The organism is Xanthomonas sp. WHRI 10204, from assembly GCF_040202875.1.
Taxonomy (GTDB): Bacteria; Pseudomonadota; Gammaproteobacteria; order Xanthomonadales; family Xanthomonadaceae; genus Xanthomonas.
In genome coordinates this window covers 514,891-533,731 of sequence record NZ_JBEGDW010000001.1, presented here as the reverse complement: position 1 = coordinate 533,731, position 18,841 = coordinate 514,891, and the positions used below count along the sequence as shown (strand labels likewise).

The 18,841-nt window shown below is 64.2% G+C and carries 14 protein-coding genes and 1 other RNA gene; 4 read left to right on the top strand and 11 right to left on the bottom strand.

Translation table 11 applies throughout. The features are described 5' to 3' along the window. Nucleotides 1–55: 55 nt before the first annotated feature. A complete protein-coding gene (locus ABQZ00_RS02365) occupies nt 56–2,338 on the bottom strand; it encodes a TonB-dependent receptor (protein WP_323537920.1) in 2,283 nt (760 codons plus the stop codon). 392 nt (nt 2,339–2,730) lie between these two features. On the opposite strand from ABQZ00_RS02365, the gene ABQZ00_RS02360 reads away from it, so the two are divergent. After that, nucleotides 2,731–3,348: an HAD-IA family hydrolase gene (locus ABQZ00_RS02360; protein ID WP_323537691.1), complete on the top strand. Its 618-nt coding sequence runs from the start codon at nt 2,731–2,733 to the stop codon at nt 3,346–3,348. Nucleotides 3,349–3,905: 557 nt separating this feature from the next. On the opposite strand, the gene ABQZ00_RS02355 is transcribed toward ABQZ00_RS02360, so the two are convergent. Continuing rightward, on the bottom strand, nt 3,906–5,132 hold the full coding sequence (locus ABQZ00_RS02355; protein ID WP_323537692.1) for an acetylornithine transaminase: 1,227 nt from the start codon (nt 5,130–5,132) through the stop codon (nt 3,906–3,908). A 72-nt stretch (nt 5,133–5,204) separates the two neighbouring features. Here ABQZ00_RS02355 and ABQZ00_RS02350 point away from each other — a divergent pair, with 72 nt between their 5' ends. After that, the gene (locus ABQZ00_RS02350; RefSeq protein ID WP_055848510.1) at nt 5,205–6,077 is read left to right on the top strand and encodes an ion transporter; all 873 of its coding nucleotides are present in this window, start codon (nt 5,205–5,207) and stop codon (nt 6,075–6,077) included. A gap of 276 nt (nt 6,078–6,353) precedes the next feature. On the opposite strand, the gene ABQZ00_RS02345 is transcribed toward ABQZ00_RS02350, so the two are convergent. From ABQZ00_RS02345 to ABQZ00_RS02330, 4 genes are all read right to left on the bottom strand, one after another. Next, nucleotides 6,354–7,295 (bottom strand): YiiG family protein, encoded by a 942-nt coding sequence (locus tag ABQZ00_RS02345; protein ID WP_323537693.1) that lies wholly within the window; start codon nt 7,293–7,295, stop codon nt 6,354–6,356. A 145-nt stretch (nt 7,296–7,440) separates the two neighbouring features. Beyond that, on the bottom strand, nt 7,441–8,427 hold the full coding sequence (locus tag ABQZ00_RS02340; protein WP_323537694.1) for a YiiG family protein: 987 nt from the start codon (nt 8,425–8,427) through the stop codon (nt 7,441–7,443). A 331-nt stretch (nt 8,428–8,758) separates the two neighbouring features. Beyond that, on the bottom strand, nt 8,759–9,574 hold the full coding sequence (locus ABQZ00_RS02335) for an SDR family oxidoreductase (protein WP_323537695.1): 816 nt from the start codon (nt 9,572–9,574) through the stop codon (nt 8,759–8,761). Nucleotides 9,575–9,726: 152 nt separating this feature from the next. Continuing rightward, nucleotides 9,727–10,386, bottom strand: coding sequence for a serine/threonine-protein kinase (locus ABQZ00_RS02330; RefSeq protein ID WP_115562814.1), 660 nt, complete (start codon nt 10,384–10,386; stop codon nt 9,727–9,729). A 162-nt stretch (nt 10,387–10,548) separates the two neighbouring features. On the opposite strand from ABQZ00_RS02330, the gene ABQZ00_RS02325 reads away from it, so the two are divergent. After that, nucleotides 10,549–12,636 (top strand): bifunctional DedA family/phosphatase PAP2 family protein, encoded by a 2,088-nt coding sequence (locus ABQZ00_RS02325; protein ID WP_323537696.1) that lies wholly within the window; start codon nt 10,549–10,551, stop codon nt 12,634–12,636. A gap of 152 nt (nt 12,637–12,788) precedes the next feature. Here ABQZ00_RS02325 and ABQZ00_RS02320 read toward each other — a convergent pair. The 5 genes from ABQZ00_RS02320 to ABQZ00_RS02300 all read right to left on the bottom strand — a co-directional run bounded on the left by ABQZ00_RS02320 (nt 12,789) and on the right by ABQZ00_RS02300 (nt 17,354). Next, nucleotides 12,789–12,861, bottom strand: a non-coding RNA gene (locus tag ABQZ00_RS02320) — sX9 sRNA. A 471-nt stretch (nt 12,862–13,332) separates the two neighbouring features. Further along, nucleotides 13,333–14,217 (bottom strand): bestrophin family protein, encoded by an 885-nt coding sequence (locus ABQZ00_RS02315; protein ID WP_323537697.1) that lies wholly within the window; start codon nt 14,215–14,217, stop codon nt 13,333–13,335. Between the two features lie 267 nt (nt 14,218–14,484). Further along, nucleotides 14,485–15,081, bottom strand: coding sequence for an LON peptidase substrate-binding domain-containing protein (locus tag ABQZ00_RS02310; RefSeq protein WP_323537698.1), 597 nt, complete (start codon nt 15,079–15,081; stop codon nt 14,485–14,487). After that, complete coding sequence (mpl, locus tag ABQZ00_RS02305; RefSeq protein WP_323537699.1) at nt 15,081–16,448, bottom strand: UDP-N-acetylmuramate:L-alanyl-gamma-D-glutamyl-meso-diaminopimelate ligase; 1,368 nt, start codon at nt 16,446–16,448, stop codon at nt 15,081–15,083. The genes ABQZ00_RS02310 and mpl overlap by 1 nt, the downstream gene beginning before the upstream one ends. A gap of 342 nt (nt 16,449–16,790) precedes the next feature. After that, nucleotides 16,791–17,354, bottom strand: a complete 564-nt coding sequence (locus tag ABQZ00_RS02300) for an adenylate kinase (protein WP_115562819.1) — start codon at nt 17,352–17,354, stop codon at nt 16,791–16,793. A 159-nt stretch (nt 17,355–17,513) separates the two neighbouring features. Here ABQZ00_RS02300 and ABQZ00_RS02295 point away from each other — a divergent pair, with 159 nt between their 5' ends. Continuing rightward, nucleotides 17,514–18,770, top strand: coding sequence for a 6-phosphofructokinase (locus tag ABQZ00_RS02295; protein WP_115513811.1), 1,257 nt, complete (start codon nt 17,514–17,516; stop codon nt 18,768–18,770). Nucleotides 18,771–18,841 lie beyond the last annotated feature (71 nt).

Below are 18,841 nucleotides of genomic sequence, written 5' to 3'. Positions count from 1 at the left end.
CCTGCATGTCGTGGACAGTCGCGCGGCCGGCCACAATGCCGGCCGCGTCGATCACTCAAAATCGGTAAGACAGGCTTGCGAACAGCTGGCGTGGTGCGATCAACTGGTACGAGCCGGAGCTTTCGTTGGGAAACACCGCGCCGATCGCATCGTCTTTGTCGAACAGGTTGTAGGCCGACAATTGCAAGCGGCCACCGGCAAGAAACCCGGCATCGCCGCCTTGATACCCAACGCTGCCATTGACGATGAAAGTGGCATCCACCTGGTCGGTATTGAGCGTGTCGCCGTAGCGCTTGCCGGTGTATTTGGTGTCGAGGTTGGCGAAGAAGTGCTCGCCTTCCCAACCGCCGTTGACGCTGAACATCAGCTTTGGCGCATCGGGCACGTCATTGCCTTTCACCTGCACCAGCGCGCCGCTGACCGGGCCGAAGTAGTTGTCCTGAAACTCGGAGGTGTTCCAGGTCAACGATGCACCCAGCCGCCAGCCCGGCGCCGGCTTCCACATGCCGGACAGTTCCGCACCATAGGTCTGCACGTCGCCGACGTTGGCGTACACGGTGGGCGCCACCACCAGCGGGTCCGGGTCGGTCAACGCGATGATGCGGTTGGAATAATCGATCTTGTAGGCGGCTAGATAACCGCTCCACTGCGTGGATTCGGCACGGATACCGATATCGATGTTGGTGGATTCTTCCGGTGCGATATCCGGATTGAATGCACCGGAGGTCAGCGCCAGCCGCGGCGCGGAACTGAAGTTTTCCGCGTAGTTGGCAAACACCTGCACGCCCTCGGCCAGCTGGAAGCTTGCACCGACCTGCGGCTGAAACCAGTCGCTGTTCTTGATGGTCACCGCGCGACGCACACCGACGTTGAAGTCGTCCAGATTGGCGATCCCGTTGTAGTCGCGTTTGACATCCAGCCCCTTGGCACCGAATTCCATCGTCAACCGATCATCCAGCAGGCGCAGCGTGTCCTTGACGTAGAGCTGCTTCACCTCGGTGGAGAAGTGGTTGTCGTAGTAGATGACGATGGGCAGAGCGTTCTTGAGTAAAGCGCCGGTGGCCGGGTCCAGGTTGTACAGCGGGCGCACCTGATCGAAGTCGTAACTCTCGTACCAGGCGCCCACTTCCAGCTTGTTGTGCTCGGTCTCCCACGCCACGGCCGTGGTCAAACCGTAGCGATCGCCGCCCATGATTTCTTCGCGCCGCGTCATCGCACCGACGCGGGTGACATTGCCAGTGGCATCGACGATCTGCGGATCGTTGATGGCGATATCGGTGCGCCCTGGGGTGCCGGCAATCGCATCGTTGTACAACCCGGTGGCGGTACTCGGCGGCGTGCCGCCGACGCCGTAGCCGTGCTTGTTTTCGTAGTAGCCGGTGAAGGTGATGCCGATGGCGTCGTTGAACATGAAATCGCCGTGCAGGCTGAGCAGCGAATCGCGGCGGCCGTTTTGCCATTCGCTGTAATGCTCGGCATCCACTTCCGGATTGCCGGTGATGCGTTCGTGCAGATCCCACGACACCGAACCGTCGGAGTTGTACGACTGCACGTCGTAATCCTTGCGGTTGTTGTAGATCCAGCCCAACGTCAGGCTGCCGGCATCCCATGCCTGGCGCACCTTGGCTTCGAAGTGATCGCTCTTCTGCGTGGCCGGTTCCATGTCCCACACCCCACCCTGCGTGCGCGATGCGGAGAGGTAGGCACTCGGCCCGCCGTCCCACCACTCCGGCGTATCCAGACGCACAAAACTGCGTACCAAATCGTCCGAGCCGATGGTCTGGGTGAGATTGCCGCTCCAGCTATCGCCGCCCTTGGGTGGCAGGCTGGTGTAGCGGATCGCACCACCGAGTGCGTGATAGGAGGACTGGGTGACATCGCCCGAGCCGGCGGACACCGTGACATCGAGCAGGTTCTCGCTGGAGACGTAGCGTGTGATCGGCCCGCCTTCGCGGGTGTCGAAGGTTTCGATCGGAATGCCGTCCAGCGTCACGCCGATCTGGTTGGCGGAAAATCCGCGAATGGTCATCGAATCGCCGAACTCATACAGCCCGAACGGGTCGGTGGTCTGCACGTTGACGCCGGGCAGACTGGCCAGCAGCTGTTGCGGTGCCACGCCCGGTACCTGGGCCTGGATCTCGTCCATCGAAATGGAGGCAGTGGTACGTGTGGAGCCGGTGCCGACCACGCTGACCGCGTCCAGGGTGCGTGCGTCCTGCGCCAGTGTCGGCAGGCTATGCGCGCCGGACATCAGCAGGGTCATCGAGGCGAGCGTGTGGCGACGCGTGGCGGCGGTGAGAATGGCGGCCATCGCGGTCGCCAACTGATCGGTGTTCAAGCGCTTAGGCATGCAATCGACCCCTGGAAAGTGCTGCGTGCTGAGTGACCGGACCCGCTCCCCAAGACCGGCTGATACCGCAGATGCGGCATGGATCGACCATACCCAGCGAGGTTGCGCCGCAGACGCGGTGCGGAGGGTAGGGTCTGCGCATGCGGGTAGGTTCTTACCGAGCTAGAACCTTTGAATCCGTAGCGCAGATGCTCAGGTTGGCGTGCCGATGGACGCGCAGGGCTTTAGCGATAAGGCGTGCGCGACCGCCGTACGCGGGTGTGAGACGTCGCGCGCCACGCGCCTACCCGTTCGCGCGTATCCGGGCATAGCAGATCCCGCATGCTTGCGATGCGGCGGCAGATCGACAACGCTGCGTGCTCACCTCATGAGCACGCCCCATGTCGCCTGTACGCCCGTCCTTGCTGCTGCTCGATTTCGATGGCGTGTTGGCCAGCTATTCGCGCCCGCGCCGGCTGGCCGCATTGGCAACTGCAGCTGCATGTCCGCCGCAGCGCGTGCAGCAGGTCCTGTTCGAACAGGGACTGGAGCGTGCCTACGATGCCGGTGAGCTCGACACGCAGGCCTATCTGACGCAATTGAGCGACGGGCTGGGACATCCGATCGACCGCGCCACCTGGATCGCGGCACGCGTGGCAGCGTGCCGCGCAGATCCCGCGGTGGTAGCGCAGGTGCTGGCGGTGTCGGCGACGACCGCGGTGGCAGTGCTCACCAACAACGGCCCGTTGATGGCGGAAGCGATCGCGCAACTCGTGCCATCGCTGTTTCCGTTATTGCAGGGCCGCGTACTGTGCAGCGGTGCGCTGGGCGGCAGAAAACCGCAGCTGGAGGTGTATCAGCGCGCGCTTGCGCAGCTGGGTGCGGAACCGGCACGCACCTTGTTCGTCGATGACCTATTCGTCAACGTCCGCGGCGCCCGCGCCGCCGGATTGCATGCCGATACCGTGCGCGATGCGCGTGCATTGCGGCGTGTGTTGAAGCGGTATGGGTTGGGGTGAAATAGGGAATCGGGAATCGGGAATGGGGAGTTGGGAGTTGGGAGTTGGGAGTTGGGAGTTGGGAGTTGGGAGTCGGGAGTCGGAAGTCGGAAGTCGGAAGTCGGAAGTCGGAAGTCGGAAGTCTGATCAGCGTTCGCCGACCTGCGTGAGAGATCAACCCTGTGCCGAGAGGCCAGCAACACTTACATCTGCACGCGAATGCGCTGGCAGGCAACACACCACCCGAGTGGACGAATGCCGCCACGCTGCAGTGAATCAGGCCGAGCACACGATCATCGATATCCCATCCGCCCGCGTGCCCTCCTCCGCGCACGCGCGAGGAAAACACGGTCAATCGTGCACAAATACGCAACCAGACCAGTCGAAGTAAAACCCAACTGCACCAACTAGCCCCTCTCCCGTCGGGAGAGGGGTTGGGGTGAGGGTCCGGGGTTGCGATACAGGGCCGTCACCTAGACACCGCCTTACGCAATCCACAAACGCACCCGCTCACGCGTCACACGCCTTACCAATCAGCGCCCTACCAGCCACCAACACGCAACCGACCAAGCAACCCGTTACCGCTGCGCGGCGTACTCGGCAATCGCCAGGCGCAGACGCGCCAGGCCGTCGGCCAGCTCGGCGTCGGTCAGATTGAGTGCCGGCACAAAACGCAGCACATCCGGGCCGGCCTGCAATACCAACAAGCCATGCTTGGCTGCCAGATCCAGCAGCGCACCGGCCTGGCCGGCATGCGCCGGTGCCAGCACCGCGCCGAGCATCAACCCACGCCCGCGCACCTGTGCGAACAGGTCGAACTCGGCATTGAGCGCGTCCAGGCCCGCACGTAACGCCGCCGACTGCCGCTCCACATTTTCGGCAATCTGCGGCGAAGCCAGCTTGCGCAGCGCCACGCGCGCCACCGCAGCAGCCAGCGGATTGCCGCCGAAGGTGGTGCCGTGCGCACCGAACTGCATGGTCTCGGCGACCTTGGGGCCGGCCAGCATCGCGCCGATCGGGAACCCGCCACCCAGCGCCTTGGCCAGCGTCACGATGTCCGGCGTCACCTGCTCCTGCCAATGCGCGAACAACGTGCCGGTGCGGCCCATGCCGCATTGAATTTCGTCCAGCACCAACAAGGCATCGTGTCGATCGCACAGTGCACGCACCTGCGCCAGGAAGCCCGGCGCCGCCGGCATCACCCCGCCCTCGCCCTGGATCGGCTCCAGCATCACCGCGGCTACGTCGCCGCTGGCCATCGCCGCTTCCAGCGCCGCCACATCGTTGAAATCCACATAGCGGAATCCGCCCGGCAGCGGCTCGTAGCCTTCCTGATATTTCGGCTGTGCGGTGGCGGTGACCGAGGCCAGCGTGCGGCCGTGGAAGCTACCGCGGAACGTCACGATGACGCGCTTGTCGGCTGGGCGGCCCTGATTGCTTGCCCATTTGCGCACCAGCTTGATGGCCGCCTCGTTGGCTTCGGTGCCGGAGTTGCACAGAAAGACTTTTTCGGCAAAACGCGACGCGCCGACCAGTTCCTCGGCCAGCCGCAGCGGCGGCTCGCTGTAGAAGATGTTGCTGGTGTGCCACAGCTTGCCCGCCTGCTCGGTGAGCGCGGCGACCAGATCCGCATCGTTATGGCCCAGCCCGCTCACCGCGATGCCGGAGGACAGATCCAGATATTCGCGCCCCGCGTCATCCCATACGCGACTGCCCTGACCGCGCTCCAGCACCACCTGGCGCGGGCGATACACCGGCAGGTAGTAGTGCGCGAGGGACAGGGGCGAATCGGCAGCGGTGCTCATGATGGTGGGTCGCAGAAGCGGAGGGAGAACCCGCATTCTCGCGCATTCGCCGGCCTGCGGCACAATGTGCGCATGCGCCCTTTCTCCGATCCTCAGCTCACTCCCGCCACCACCGACGGCTGGCGCCGGCAGTGGTTCGACATCATCTACCGCCACGACACGCGCCCATCGCGTAATTTTGACCTGATGCTGGTGGTGGCGATCCTGACCAGCGTGATCGTGATCATGATCGACAGCGTGCCGCGCATCCATGCGCATTCGGCGCACTGGCTGGTGCCGCTGGAATGGGCATTCACGGTCCTGTTCACCATCGAATACGTGGCGCGCCTGGCGGTGGTGCGGCGCCCGCTGCACTACGCGCTCAGCGTGTGGGGCGTGATCGACCTGTTGTCGATTCTGCCCAGCTATCTGTCGTTCTTCGTGCCGGGCGCACAGACCCTGCTGGTCGTGCGCGTGCTGCGCATCCTGCGCCTGTTCCGCATCCTCAAACTCACCCGCTATATCCAGGAAAGCGGGCAATTGGTGGACGCGCTATGGCGCAGCCGCCGCAAGGTGCTGGTATTCCTGTTCACCGTGCTGACCATCACCGTGATCGCCGGCGCCACGATGTATGTCATCGAAGGCCCGCAACACGGCTTTACCAGTATCCCGACCAGCATGTACTGGGCCATCGTCACCATGGCTACGGTGGGCTTTGGCGATCTGGTGCCGCAAACCACGCTGGGCCGCTTCGTCACCTCGGCACTGATCCTGATCGGCTATAGCATCATCGCCGTGCCCACCGGCATCTACACCGCCGAGCTTGCCACCACGCTGCGCGAAGGCGGCCACACCGGTCGGCGCGACGTTCGCAACTGCGCCCGCTGCGGGCTGGAAGGCCACGCATCGGACGCGCGCTATTGCCGGCAATGCGCCGAGCCGCTGCCGGATATCGCCAACGGCTGACACAAGGCGGCAGCGCGCAGGCATCGACGGGAGGCAAATCACGTGGTGGGCATCACCACCGTAAGCTGTGTGACCGGTGCGCAGGCAATCGCCGCCCACACTGCCGCAGCACGAGCTTGGCGCATCCGTCTCGCAGCACAGTGGCCAACCAACAATCGGCGCGCCATCGCCGGCCCGTTGCGGACCGCCTGACCGAAGCGACCCACGTCCCGCCCATGCAGCCCTGGCACCCGAAAGAGCGCGCCAGGTGTTGAGCGCAGCCGGTGCAGGTCGCGCTTACTGCGACATGCGGTTACTCATGTCGATCAAATCGTTGTAGCTGGCCAGCACTGCCTGACGCGTGCCGCCCGGCGGGATCGAGCCGCTTTCCAGCAGCATCTGCTCGCTCTTGCTCAGCGGTGTGTTGGTGCGGATGCGCTCGACCAGACGTCCGGACTCGCGCGCCAGCTTATCGGCAGCGCGTTCCATGTGTCCCCACATCGCATCGCCCTGGCCCACCTTGGCTTTCTGCGCCTCTTCCAGAATGCTCTGGTAACGCGCGAGCTGGCTTTGCGCTGCCGCAAGATCCGGTGCATTGCTATCCAACACCTGTACCAGATGCTTGCCTTCGCCGGTGATCTTCAAGTGATACCACGACGCGCTGCGGCCTTCTTCCTTTTCGATCGCATCGATCCGCGCCTGACGCCGGGTGTCTTCGTTGCGGTCCAGTGCCGCATTCATCGCGTCGCCCGCATCGAAGAACGCTGCGTAGGCCTGCATCAACGGCGCATGCAGCGCACGCATGCCCTTACCGTCGTCGCGCAGATAATCCTCGCGATCGTAATACCGCACCGCTTCGCCGATGCGCTCATTGAGCGTGGCAAACCGCTGCTGATAGGTCTTTGCGACCGGGTCGAGTTCGGCATTGGCCGGTTGCTGCGCCAATGCGGCAGTCATCGGTGCGCCGCAAGCCTCGACCCGATGCGACAGCACCGTTCCCGGTGCACGGATATTTTCTTCCTTGCCCGTTGGCCCGGCCTGCGGGTCCTTCATCCAGCCGGTGTAGGTCTGGTAACTCTCATGCAGCGGCTGCTGGATACCGTTGAAGCAGGCGATGTAGGCATTGATCTTGTCGGCATCGGGCGCAGCCGCAACCGGCGCATCTTTCTGGCAGCCGGCGAGCAGTGCGGCAAGTGCAACCGCTGCGCTGAGCGGTGCGTAACGACGTGGATGGCGCATGCGGTGGTTCCTGTGCAGTGGTGAAGAAATGAGGTGAGGTGAGGTGAGGTGAGGTGAGGTGAGGTGAGCAACAGTCGACCGCGCGCGTTGTCGTCAGCGCCGGGCGTATGGCCGCACGCGCTGCATCGTGCGATGACGCTGGCAACTACTGTCGATTGCTCTCGGACACCAACGCGTTGTAGGTATTGAGCAACTTGCGCGGCGATCCTTCCGGCGCCAGCGAGGGGCTATCGAGCCAGCCCTGTTCGATGCGGCTGTAGGGCGTCTTGTCGACCACGCGTTTTACCCGCGCCTTGGCCTGCCTGCGGAAGTCTTCCGCAGCGGTTTCGAAGCTGTTCCATTTGAGTTTGTCCGGCTCCTGGTCGGCCACCTTGGCATGCGCCTCGTCGGAGAGGCGGTTGAAGCCGTCCAGCAGCGTGTTTGCACGCGCGGTGTCGAACTGATCTTCCTGCAGTACGTCGGTCAGTTGCTTGGCATCGAGCATCATCGACAGCCGGTAATACTCGCGCGTGCGTCCCTCCTCCCGCTCCAGCGTCTTGAGCGTTTCGCGATGCGCTGCATCGTTCTGCGCTTCCAGCTCGGCACCGAATGCGCTGCTGGCCTCGGCATAACGCTCCAGCGCCGCCATCAACGGCGCGTGCAGTTGCTTGCCCTTGGCGAACTGGTCGTCTTCATCATCCTGACGCGCGTAGTAATCGGCCACCTGGTGACTGATCGGCCGCAGCACCTGCAAGGCCGCGTGATACTGCCGGGCCGCCGCATCCAGTGCCGGCAGCGACGGTTGCGCCGCAGCCGCCGCGCTGACCGGCGCATCGCACGCCTTCATGTCGACGTCGCTGATGTCGTAGGGGCCGGCCACGCGCGTTTCGCGCCCGCTGGGGCCGGCGGCTGCATCGTCGATCGAACCGGTGTAATGCTTGGCACCGGTATGCACCGGCAGATCGACGCGGTTGAAGCAATCGATATACGCACCGAGCTTGGCGTTGAGCGCATGCTGCGCATCGCTCGGCGCATCGGCGCTCTTGCTTGCCGCCGCGTTGCCGGTCGGCGTGGTCTGTTTGCTGCAGCCGGCGCAGAGCGCAAGCACGAACAGGGCGGGCGCAAACGCGCCGGGCTTCAGGAACACAGGCAAACGTCCTTGTTGGAAACGATTTCAGCCGCGCACGATAGCAAACTGCGGCGTGAAATCATCGTGCTCGGCAGCGAAGTGGACGGCGGCGTTCGTCTGCGCGGCAGGCGGTGATGCGCACAAGGTCAATCCGTTTTTTCGTGGACGAATGACTCGCAGCGTCTGCATCGATGTATCGGCGCACGGCCACCTGCACCGGGCGACAAGGACCAGAGCGAGCAATCGACAGACAGGTGTGGACGACGCCCCCAGCACCGCAGCGTATGCGTCGTACACGCCGTGCCGAGCACCGGCCGCGCCCGCCTGTCGGCTACGCAGTCGCTCTGTAAGCCACTCAGTCGAGAAACAGATCCGGCAACAGGCTCCGTGACGGATCGACCGCATAACCGCTGAAGTCGGTGACGCCGGCCTGCGTCAGCACCGCTTCGTCGATCAGAAACTGCCCGTGGAACCCGGCCGCAGTGCGGGTCAGCACCGCATGCGCCGCATCGGCCACGATCTCCGGGCGACGGCAGGCAGCGGCGTCCACGCCCGGCAGCATGTTGACCGCATCGGTGGCAATCACCGTGCGCGGCCACAACGCATTGACCGCCACGCCCTGCGGGCCGAACTCAGCGGCCAGCCCCAGTGTCACCAGACTCATCCCCATCTTGGCCAGCGTGTAGCCGGTATGCGCACCCCACCACGCCGGATTCAACGATGGCGGCGGGGCAAGGCTGAGGATGTGCGGATTGGGCGTCTTCAACAGATGCGGCAGGCAGGCTTGCGCGCACACAAAACTGCCGCGCGCGTTGACCTGTTGCATCAGGTCGAAGCGCTTCATCGGCGTGTCCAAGGTGCCGCGCAACCAGATCGCACTGGCGTTGTTGACCAGGATATCGATGCCACCAAACGCTTCCACGGTGGCGGCAACGGCGGCGTGCACCTGCGCTTCGTCGCGGATATCGCATTTGAGCGCCAGCGCCTTTCCACCTGCCGCAACCACTGCTGAGGCAGCGCTATGAATGGTGCCAGGCAACTTGGGATTGGCCACCGCCGATTTGGCCGCGATCACCACATTCGCCCCATCGCGCGCCGCCCGCAACGCGATCGCCAAACCAATCCCACGCGAGGCACCAGTGATTAAGAGCGTTTTGTCTTTTAGCGTCATGGGAATCGGGAATCGGGAATCGGGAATCGGGATCGGGATCGGGATCGGGATCGGCAATCGCAAGAGCTTAGCGCCTTGAACGTCCAGCAGCCGACCAACAACCAACTCACGCGATACGCTTTTGCGAATCCCTAATGCCCAATCCCGGCTACTCAGGGCTTCGGCCCCTGCCCTTCGTTGTCTTCCCAGTGCAGGATGCGCCGGGTCACAAAGCGGTAGACCGGTTTGCCGGTGGCGAACCACAGCTCGCGCACCCATGACCTGCGCTTGAGCACGCGACGTTCCACCGGCGTGATCGCGGCCGGGCAATACATGCGCTTGTGCTTGAGCAGGTGACGCAGGTCCTCGCGTGCAAGCAGACGCATCCAGCGCGCGCGAGGGTGGCCGCGCACCGCCAGCTGGAAATCGATCACCGCCGGGCTGCCATCGTCCTGCACCAGCCAGTTGGCTTCCTTGGCCAGATCGTTGTGGGCCACGCCACACCGATGCAGCTGCTGCAACAGCCTGCGCGCCTGCCTGAAATACGCCAGATCACCGCGTGGCGGGCGCTGGTACATCGCATCGCCGGCCAGATAGCTGCGGTCCAGATGGCGCCCATCCCAATGCAACAAGCGTGGCGTGTGCGGCAGGCCATCCAGCTGCCGCAGCGCCAGCGCTTCGCGACGTGCCAGCCACCAGGCCACCCCACGCAGAAGCCATGGCGCCACGCTCAGGTCGCGCCGCACGAACACCCGGCCAGCGTCGCGGATCAACAAAATGCGCCCGAACGTATCGGACTTCAGCGGGAGATTGTCGGCGGGCTCGTGACTCATTCCCCATTGTAGGCGGGCAGCCCGCATCGCCGTACTGCCGTTGCAGAGCGTGCCGATCACACACACCCGCACCGTGGCCTGGTTGCAACCTCAGGTGAAGCCAACCGGCCGATGTGAGCATGGCGCAAGTCAGTCGTCGCCCTGCCCACTTATAATTCGGGAATGAACTCATGGATCGACGCCACGCTGGAGTGGATCGGACACCACCCCACCTTGGCTGGCGTGGTGATCTTTGCCATCGCATTCTGTGATGCGGTGATCGTGCTCGGTGCCATCGTGCCCGCGCTGCCCTTGCTGTTCGCCATCGGCGTGCTGATCGGGCTCGGCCAGATCAACGGCCCCTACGCAGTGGTGTGCGCCACCCTGGGGGCGTTTATCGGCGATGCGCTGAGCTTCTGGGTGGGCCATCGCTGGGGCCACCAGCTGCACACGTATTGGCCGTTTCGGCGCTATCCCCAGTTGCTGGAACGCGGTGAGCTGCTGTTCCGACGCAACGCCTTCAAGAGCATTTTGATCGCGCGCTATGTTGGCGCGGTGCGGCCGTTCGTGCCCGCCATCGCCGGCATGTCGCACATGCCGTTCAAGCGCTATCTGTTCGCCAGCGGGCTGGCCTGCGTGTCGTGGGCGCTGCTGTTTCTGGTGCCGGGCTGGGTGTTGGGCACCGCCTACGATGCGGTCGCTGCAGTCGCCGGGCGCCTGTTCGTGGTGGTCACCCTGCTGGCCGCGGTGATCGGCCTGGCCTGGGCGGTGGTGTTGTATTCGTACCGCTGGTCGGCAGGCCATCTGGATGCACTGCTGGCGCGATTGCTGGAGTGGTCGCATCGGCACCCGGTGCTGGGCAACTGGTCGGTCAGCGTGTTCGACCCACGCCGGCGCGAATCGGTCCCGCTGGCGATGATGGCGCTGATGCTGTTGCTGCTGGGCTGGGGTTGGTTCGTGTTGCTGATGGTGGTGCTGGCGCATGGCGAACCGCTGCGCGTGGACCTGGCCGTGCACGATTTGATGCTGGCGCTGCGCAACCCGCTGGCCGACTACCCGATGGTGGCGCTGGCCTCGCTGGGCGATTGGCAGGTGTTGCTGCCGGCGATCGCCGCAGCGATGGGCTACCTGGCCTGGCGTCGGCGCTGGATGGCGGTAGCGCATTGGGTGATCGCACTGGCGTTTGGCCTGGCCCTGACGCAGTTGCTGGGCGCCACCGTGCAGGTCGTGCGCCCGCCGGCCGCCAGCAGCGGGTTCGGATTTCCGTCGGTGGCGGTCACCATGGCCACGATCGGGTTCGGGTTTTTCGCGCTGTTGATCGCACGCGAACTGCCCGGCCGCCGCCGCGTGTGGCCGTATCTGGTCAGTGGCGCCATCGTCTCGCTGATCGGCTTTGCGCGCCTGTACCTGGGGGCGCATTGGCTCAGCGATGTGGTCGGCGGCATGTTGTTCGGCATCTTCTGGCTGCTGGTGCTGGGCATTGCGTATCGCCGCCGCGCCACGCGCGCGTTCTGGGTCAAGCCGGTGTCGTGGATCTTCTACGGCGTGTTCGTGAGCTGCGCGATCTTCTTTGCGCCGCGTAATCTCGGCACCAAGCTGGCCAAGTTCGAACCGCCACCGCCGCTGCTGATGGATCTGCCCGCCAGCGACTGGTGGGAGGGTCAATGGCGGCTGCTGCCGGCACGTCGCAATGAATTCGACGACGACCAGCGCTGGCCGCTGGACGTGCAGGTGGCCGGCCCGCTCGCGCCGCTGCAACGCCAGCTCGAAGCACGCGGCTGGCGGGCACAACCGCAGGCTGGCTGGGAACAGGCATTGCACCTGCTGGATGTCAGCGGCCGCCCGGACGAAGTACCGATTCTGCCGGCCACGCTGGACACACAAGTGGAAGCCTTGTTGATGGTGCGTCACGCCGCGCCCGGGCACGTGCATGTATTGCGCCTGTGGCCTGCAGCCGCGCGACTGCAGCCCAGCGCACAACCGCTGTGGGTAGGCAGCACGCAGACCTTGCGCTACAGCCGCCACTTCAGCCTGATCGGCCTGTGGTACCCATTACGCGGCGTGGACCCTGCGCTCAGCGCGTTGCGCGACGCACTCGGCCCGCTGCCGCATCGTGTGGAGCAGCGTCGCCGCTCGCAGGTGCCGGTGATCCTGATCGACAGTACGTCGGGAAATGCGGTGCGGCGAGAGGACAAAGACAACGCCGCACCGCAGACGGAAACCACTGCGTCCGATCTGGCTGCATCGGGTCAGCCACAACAGCGCCGTTGATCGATCGGGTAACGGCGGCGATCGGCAAGCGAACGCGCAGTCCTGTAGATAAGAACTGCTAATAAAAATTTTTAAACGATGTCTCGATGGCAGCAACGCGTTGCGTTGCTTAGATGCAGCCTGATGTTTAGGTCAACAGCCTTGGTGAGAGCGGCTAACAAAACGTAGCTAGCAGTCGTCAGGTGGGTGTGGACGACGCGCAGGAACTGGAGTGTACGAGTGGATTCTGAGCACCAGCCGCGCCCGCCTGGCGGCTGCACAGTCCTTTTGCTAGCTGCTCTTAGTCGAGGGCGAGGACACCGCACCAGGACGTTGGTCGTTAGCTGCGTAAAAGAGCTGGTCGTCTCGCGCGTCGCAGTGGCCTGCTGATGCGGATCGCACACATATGTGAGCTAGCAAAGTAGAAACACATCATGCATTGCTTGCACCAAGCACACCGACCATCTCGACTGGCCCTTGCCCGCCCACCGTCGCGGGACCTTACGCGGCATGGATGCCGCGTAAGAGCCTCCAGGGACGGATTCACGGCGTGTCCCGTGATGGTGGGCGGGCAAGGGCCCTGCACCCAAGCCGCAGATCAGCCGCTCTACAACCAAAGCATCCGCACCATTCCATTACCTCTCAAGGTGACCGAGAGCTTGTGCTTCAGCGCCGTCTGGATGGGCACAAGCCGCACTGGTCAAGGGCGCGACGCAGTCACCACAACACTCCATCCACCGGCTGCATCGGCTCCGGTGCGGGTTCACCAATCGCCTGCAGGGCATCGATTTCCACCGTGCGGCACATGGTGTCCAGCGGCAGGTCGTGGATGGTGTTGGCGAACGGGTCGACCAATTCATCGCCGATCTTCAGCACCGCCAAAAACATCAAGCCGGCGACCGTCGATCCTACCGGCGTGGCGTATTGCAACGTTTCCACCAGGCCGATCGGCAACAGCACGCAAAACAGGCGCGTAAACAGGTTCGGATAGAAGCGGTACTGATACGGCAACGGCGTATTTTTCAGACGCTCCATGCCGCCCTGCGCGTTGGCGATATCCACCAGAATGCGCTCGACGCTGGCCTGCTGGATGCTGTCGATCCAGCCATCGCGACGCGCCTGTTCCACCGCACGGCCGGTCGTGTCGAGCAAGCCATTGGCCACGTTCGTGCGCGTGATCACCGCTGCCACTTCGTCGGCATCCAGCCGCGACTGCAAGGCCATCGCCACCGGCAACCGCCGCAGCTGGCAGCGCAATGCATTGACATAGGCGATCTGCCGTAGCGCGATCGTGCGCCCCAGCGCTGCGGCTTCCGGCGCAGACAGAATGCTGACGCTCAAGCGCACCAGGTTGCGCGATGCATTGATCATCTGGCCCCATAGCACGCGGCCTTCCCACCAGCGCTGATAGGTGGAATTGGCGCGAAAGCCCAGGAATAACGCCAGTGCCGAACCGAAAATGGTCAGCGGCAATGCTGGCGCGCGGAACGGCAGCACGTAATAGATGATCGTGATCAACACGTCCCAGACAAACAACACTGCCAGGGTCCGCCAGACCTGACTGAACGCATCCGCCACACGCGGTTTCACATCGATGATCAAGGCACACTCCCTCACTAAAAACGCGTATCGCCCTTGCGCGCATCCAGTGCATGGATGCCATCGCTAGCGCACTCAAGCGTGAGAAGTTTGCCGCCACGGCGGTGCAAGTGCGGTGATGGGGCGATAAAAGCAGTGCCTCGCGAGAGCCAAACACTTCTGCGCGATCATTGACTAGCTGCGGCCGATGCCCGGAAGCGGCATGCAGTGCCTATCCACGTTCGCTTCCTTCGCACCCGATGCGCAGCGGCGCCTGCTGATTGGCCGCGCTCAGGGCATCCAGGCCAGCAACTGCTCCAGACGCTGATGCGGGTCGTCCTGCTGCAACAACGAAAGGCGTTGCTGCTCGGTCAATGGCAACAACTCGGCCAGCCGCCAGCCCACCCATGCGGACTGATCCAGCAACCCCGGACCGACCGAGGCAAATTCGCCACCCACCTGTTCGAGCATGCGCTCGAGCACGGTTGCTAACAGGCTGTGCTCGGGGCGCAATTCGTCGTCGGGGTCGGGCTCGCACCAGTTCACCTCGCCCACCAATAGCCCGTTGTCGCGAATACGCGAGCGCTGCACATGAAAGCGACGCATGCCGCGTAGACGCAGCACCAGCACGCCATCGGCGCCGACATCGAAATCCTCGATCCGCACTTCGGTGCCGAACGCCGCCGGCGTTGCCGGTACGCCTACCTCATTGCCATCCAGGATCAGACACACGCCGAAGCTGGTGCCGTTGCGCCCGCATTCGCGCACCAGATCCAGATAGCGGCGCTCGAATACGCGCAGCCCCATCGCCGCGCCCGGCAACAACACGCTGTGCAACGGAAACAGCGGCAAAGCGCTGGTGTCGGCAGTGTCTGCGATCGATGCCATCACGACAGCTGCGCCAGAAAGCGACGCGGTGCGCCGTCGAATCCGCCATTGGACATAAACACCACATGGTCGCCCGGCTGCGCGATGTCGCCCAGCGTCTGCAGCAACGCCTCCACGTCATGCGCCACGTGTGCCTGCCCGCGCACCTGCGCGATGATCGGCGCCGCATCCCATGGCAGCTCGGGACGATGCAGGAACACCACCGCATCGGCATCGTGCAACGACGGTGCCAACGCCTGCGCATGCGCGCCCAACCGCATCGAATTGCTGCGCGGCTCCATCGCCACCAGCACGCGCGCCGCGCCCACCTTCGCACGCAGCCCCTGCAAGGTGGTCGCAATGGCGGTGGGGTGATGCGCGAAGTCATCGTAGACGGTGATGCCGCGCGCCTGCCCCAACACTTCCAGTCGGCGTTTGACACTCTGAAAGTGCGCCAGCGCCGGCATCACCGTTGCCGGATCCACGCCCACCGCATGCACAGCGGCCAGCGCCGCCAATCCGTTGAGCACGTTGTGCCGGCCCACCAGCGGCCACTCCACCTGGCCGATCTCCACGCCGCGATGCGCGACCGCAAACAGGCTGCCATCGGCGGCAATCAAGCGCGCGCTCCACTCCAGCGCCGCATCGAAACCGAAGCGCTCCACCGGCGTCCAGCAGCCCATCGCCAACACCTCGGCAAGCCGCACGTCTTCGCCATTGACGATCAGTCGCCCGCGCGCCGGTACGGTGCGGACCAAATGATGGAACTGCCGCTGGATGGCGGCCACGTCAGGGAAAATATCGGCGTGGTCGTATTCGAGGTTGTTGAGGATCGCCACCAGCGGCCGGTAGTGCACGAACTTGCTGCGCTTGTCGAAGAAGGCGGTGTCGTATTCGTCTGCTTCCACCACGAACGCGCGCCCCTGCCCCAGCCGTGCCGACACGCCGAAATCCTCGGCCACGCCGCCGATCAAAAAGCCCGGCGCGCGCCCGGCCGCCTCCAGCAGATAGCTCAGGATGGTGGTGGTGGTGGTCTTGCCATGGGTACCGGCGACCGCCAGCGTGTCGCGGCCCGGCAGCACCTGCTCGGCCAGCCATTGGGCGCCGGAGCTATAGCGGCGGCCTGCATCGAGCACCGCTTCCACAGCCGGATTGCCGCGCGACAAGGCGTTGCCGATGACCACCTCGGTGGCGTCGGCGGAAATATTGGACGGCGCATAGCCCTGGGCCAGCGAAATCCCGAGCGTTTCCAGCTGGGTGGACATCGGTGGATAGATGGCCTGGTCGCTGCCTTCTACCTGCCAGCCCAGCTCGCGTGCCAGGGCGGCCACACCGCCCATGAAAGTCCCGGCGATGCCGAGGATGTGGAGTTTGCTCATGGAGCACATTGTCGCCGATCACCGGAGTTGCAGGACATTCCGATCCGCACCCGGCGCCGCTGTCAGGAAACTCCTACCGTACTGTCGGGAATTTCCCGATATGCGAACTGCGTCACATCCCTCACTATGCTGAACGCCAGTCGCAGCACCCTTTGGTTCTACTCCCCAAGAGACCAAATCCCCAGGGAGCTCATGCTGTTGGGGCTCTGAGCAAGCTCATTACTGGCGTTATTCTGCCCCGGTCATCTTGTATGGCCGGGGTTTTTCTTTTCCGGGGTCTTGATCTGCAGACGGCGCGGCCAACAGGCACGCGATAAACACAGACCGGGCGTTGCGCCCGGTCCGGGTGACTCAGCGCCCGAGCGCCTTGCTGATGCGTTCCAGCACTTCGTCCAGCGACCCAACGCCATCCACACGCGCCAACTTGCCGCGCTGCTCGTAGAAGCCGATCACCGGCGCGGTGGAATCGGTATAGACCTGCAGACGCTTGCGCACCGATTCGGGGTTGTCGTCCTCACGGCCTTCGGCCTTGGCACGCCCGGCGATGCGCTCGACCAGCAACTCGCTGGCGACGTCCAGCTGCACCACCGCATCCAGTGGCTGACCGATCTTGCTGAGCAGGTTGTCCAGCGCATTGGCCTGCGCCACATTGCGCGGATAACCATCGAGGATGAACCCCTTGGTGACATCGGCCTGACCAAGCCGCGACTCCAGCATGCCGAGCAGGATGTCGTCGGACACCAGATCGCCGCGTGCCATGACTTCCTTGGCCTTCAGGCCGAGCGGCGAGCCGGCGGCCACTTCGGCACGCAGCAGGTCGCCGGTGGAAATGTGCGGGATCTCAAACGTGTCTTTGAGACGTGTCGCCTGGGTGCCCTTGCCCGAACCGGGCGGTCCCAACAGAACCAATCGCATCAGTGGACTCCACTTTCGAATAAAAACGCGTTGCGGTTGGCGGCGTTAGACTCAAGCCTTCGCCGGCACTGACCGTATGGTCGTGCAGCTTACCCCATCCGGGGAATGTCCCGGCACTGTCCCCTGCGCCATGTTTCCATGTGAGGAGTCCGTCCCCCTATGTCCACTGGCAACTTGTTGTATGCCCAATCCGGCGGCGTCACCGCCGTCATCAACGCCACCGCTGCCGGCGTTATCACCGAAGCGCGTGCGCGCAAGATCAAGGTATTGGCCGCCCGCAACGGCATCCTGGGCGCGCTGCGCGAGGAGTTGATCGATACCTCCAAGGAATCGGCGTCCGCGATTGCCGCACTGGCGCAGACACCCGGCGGCGCGTTCGGCTCGTGCCGCTACAAGCTCAAGTCGCTCGAACAGGACAGCGCCAAGTACGAACGCCTGCTCGACGTGCTGCGCGCACATGACGTGCGCTGGTTCCTCTACAACGGCGGCAATGATTCGGCCGACACCGCATGGAAGGTCTCGCAGCTGGCCAAGGCCTACGGCTACCCGCTGCACTGCATCGGCGTGCCCAAGACCATCGACAACGATCTTGCGGTGACCGATACCTGCCCCGGCTTCGGCTCGGCGGCCAAATACACCGCGGTGTCGGTGCGCGAAGCCGCACTGGATGTCGCCGCGATGGCCGACACCTCCACCAAGGTCTTCATCTACGAAGCGATGGGCCGCCACGCCGGCTGGCTTGCGGCCGCAGCAGGGCTCGCAGGTCAGGGCCCGGACGATGCACCGCAGATCATCCTGCTGCCCGAGCGCGCCTACGATCAGGCCGCGTTCCTGGCCAAGGTGAAACAGGTCGTCGAAAAGGTCGGCTGGTGCGTGGTGGTCGCCAGCGAAGGCATCCAGGACGCACACGGCAACTTCGTCGCCGATGCCGGTGGCGCAGCCGACTCATTCGGCCACGCGCAACTGGGCGGTGTGGCCGCATTCCTGGCAGCACAGGTCAAACAGGAACTGGGCTACAAGGTGCACTGGACCCTGCCGGATTACCTGCAGCGTTCCGCGCGCCACCTCGCCTCCAAGACCGACTGGGAACAGGCCCAGGCCGTCGGCAAGGCCGCCGTGCAATACGCACTCAAGGGCATGAACGCGGTGATTCCGGTGATCGAACGCGTCAGCGACGCCCCCTATCGCTGGAAGATCGTGCCCGCCCCGCTGCACAAGGTGGCCAATCACGAAAAGAAGATGCCACCCAGCTTCCTGCGCAAGGACGGCTTCGGCATCACCGACCGTGCCCGCCGCTATTTCGCCCCACTGATCAAGGGCGAAGCTCCGCTGGCCTACGGCAACGACGGCCTGCCGAAGTATGTGACGTTGAAAAACGTGGCGGTGGCGAAGAAATTGCCGGTGTGGGAGGGGTGAGGCGAGCTGCCAACCTGAACGTTTGCGACGGCATCAGTGGCTGACTGCGCAGGAAAGGAGCCCGTTGCGGC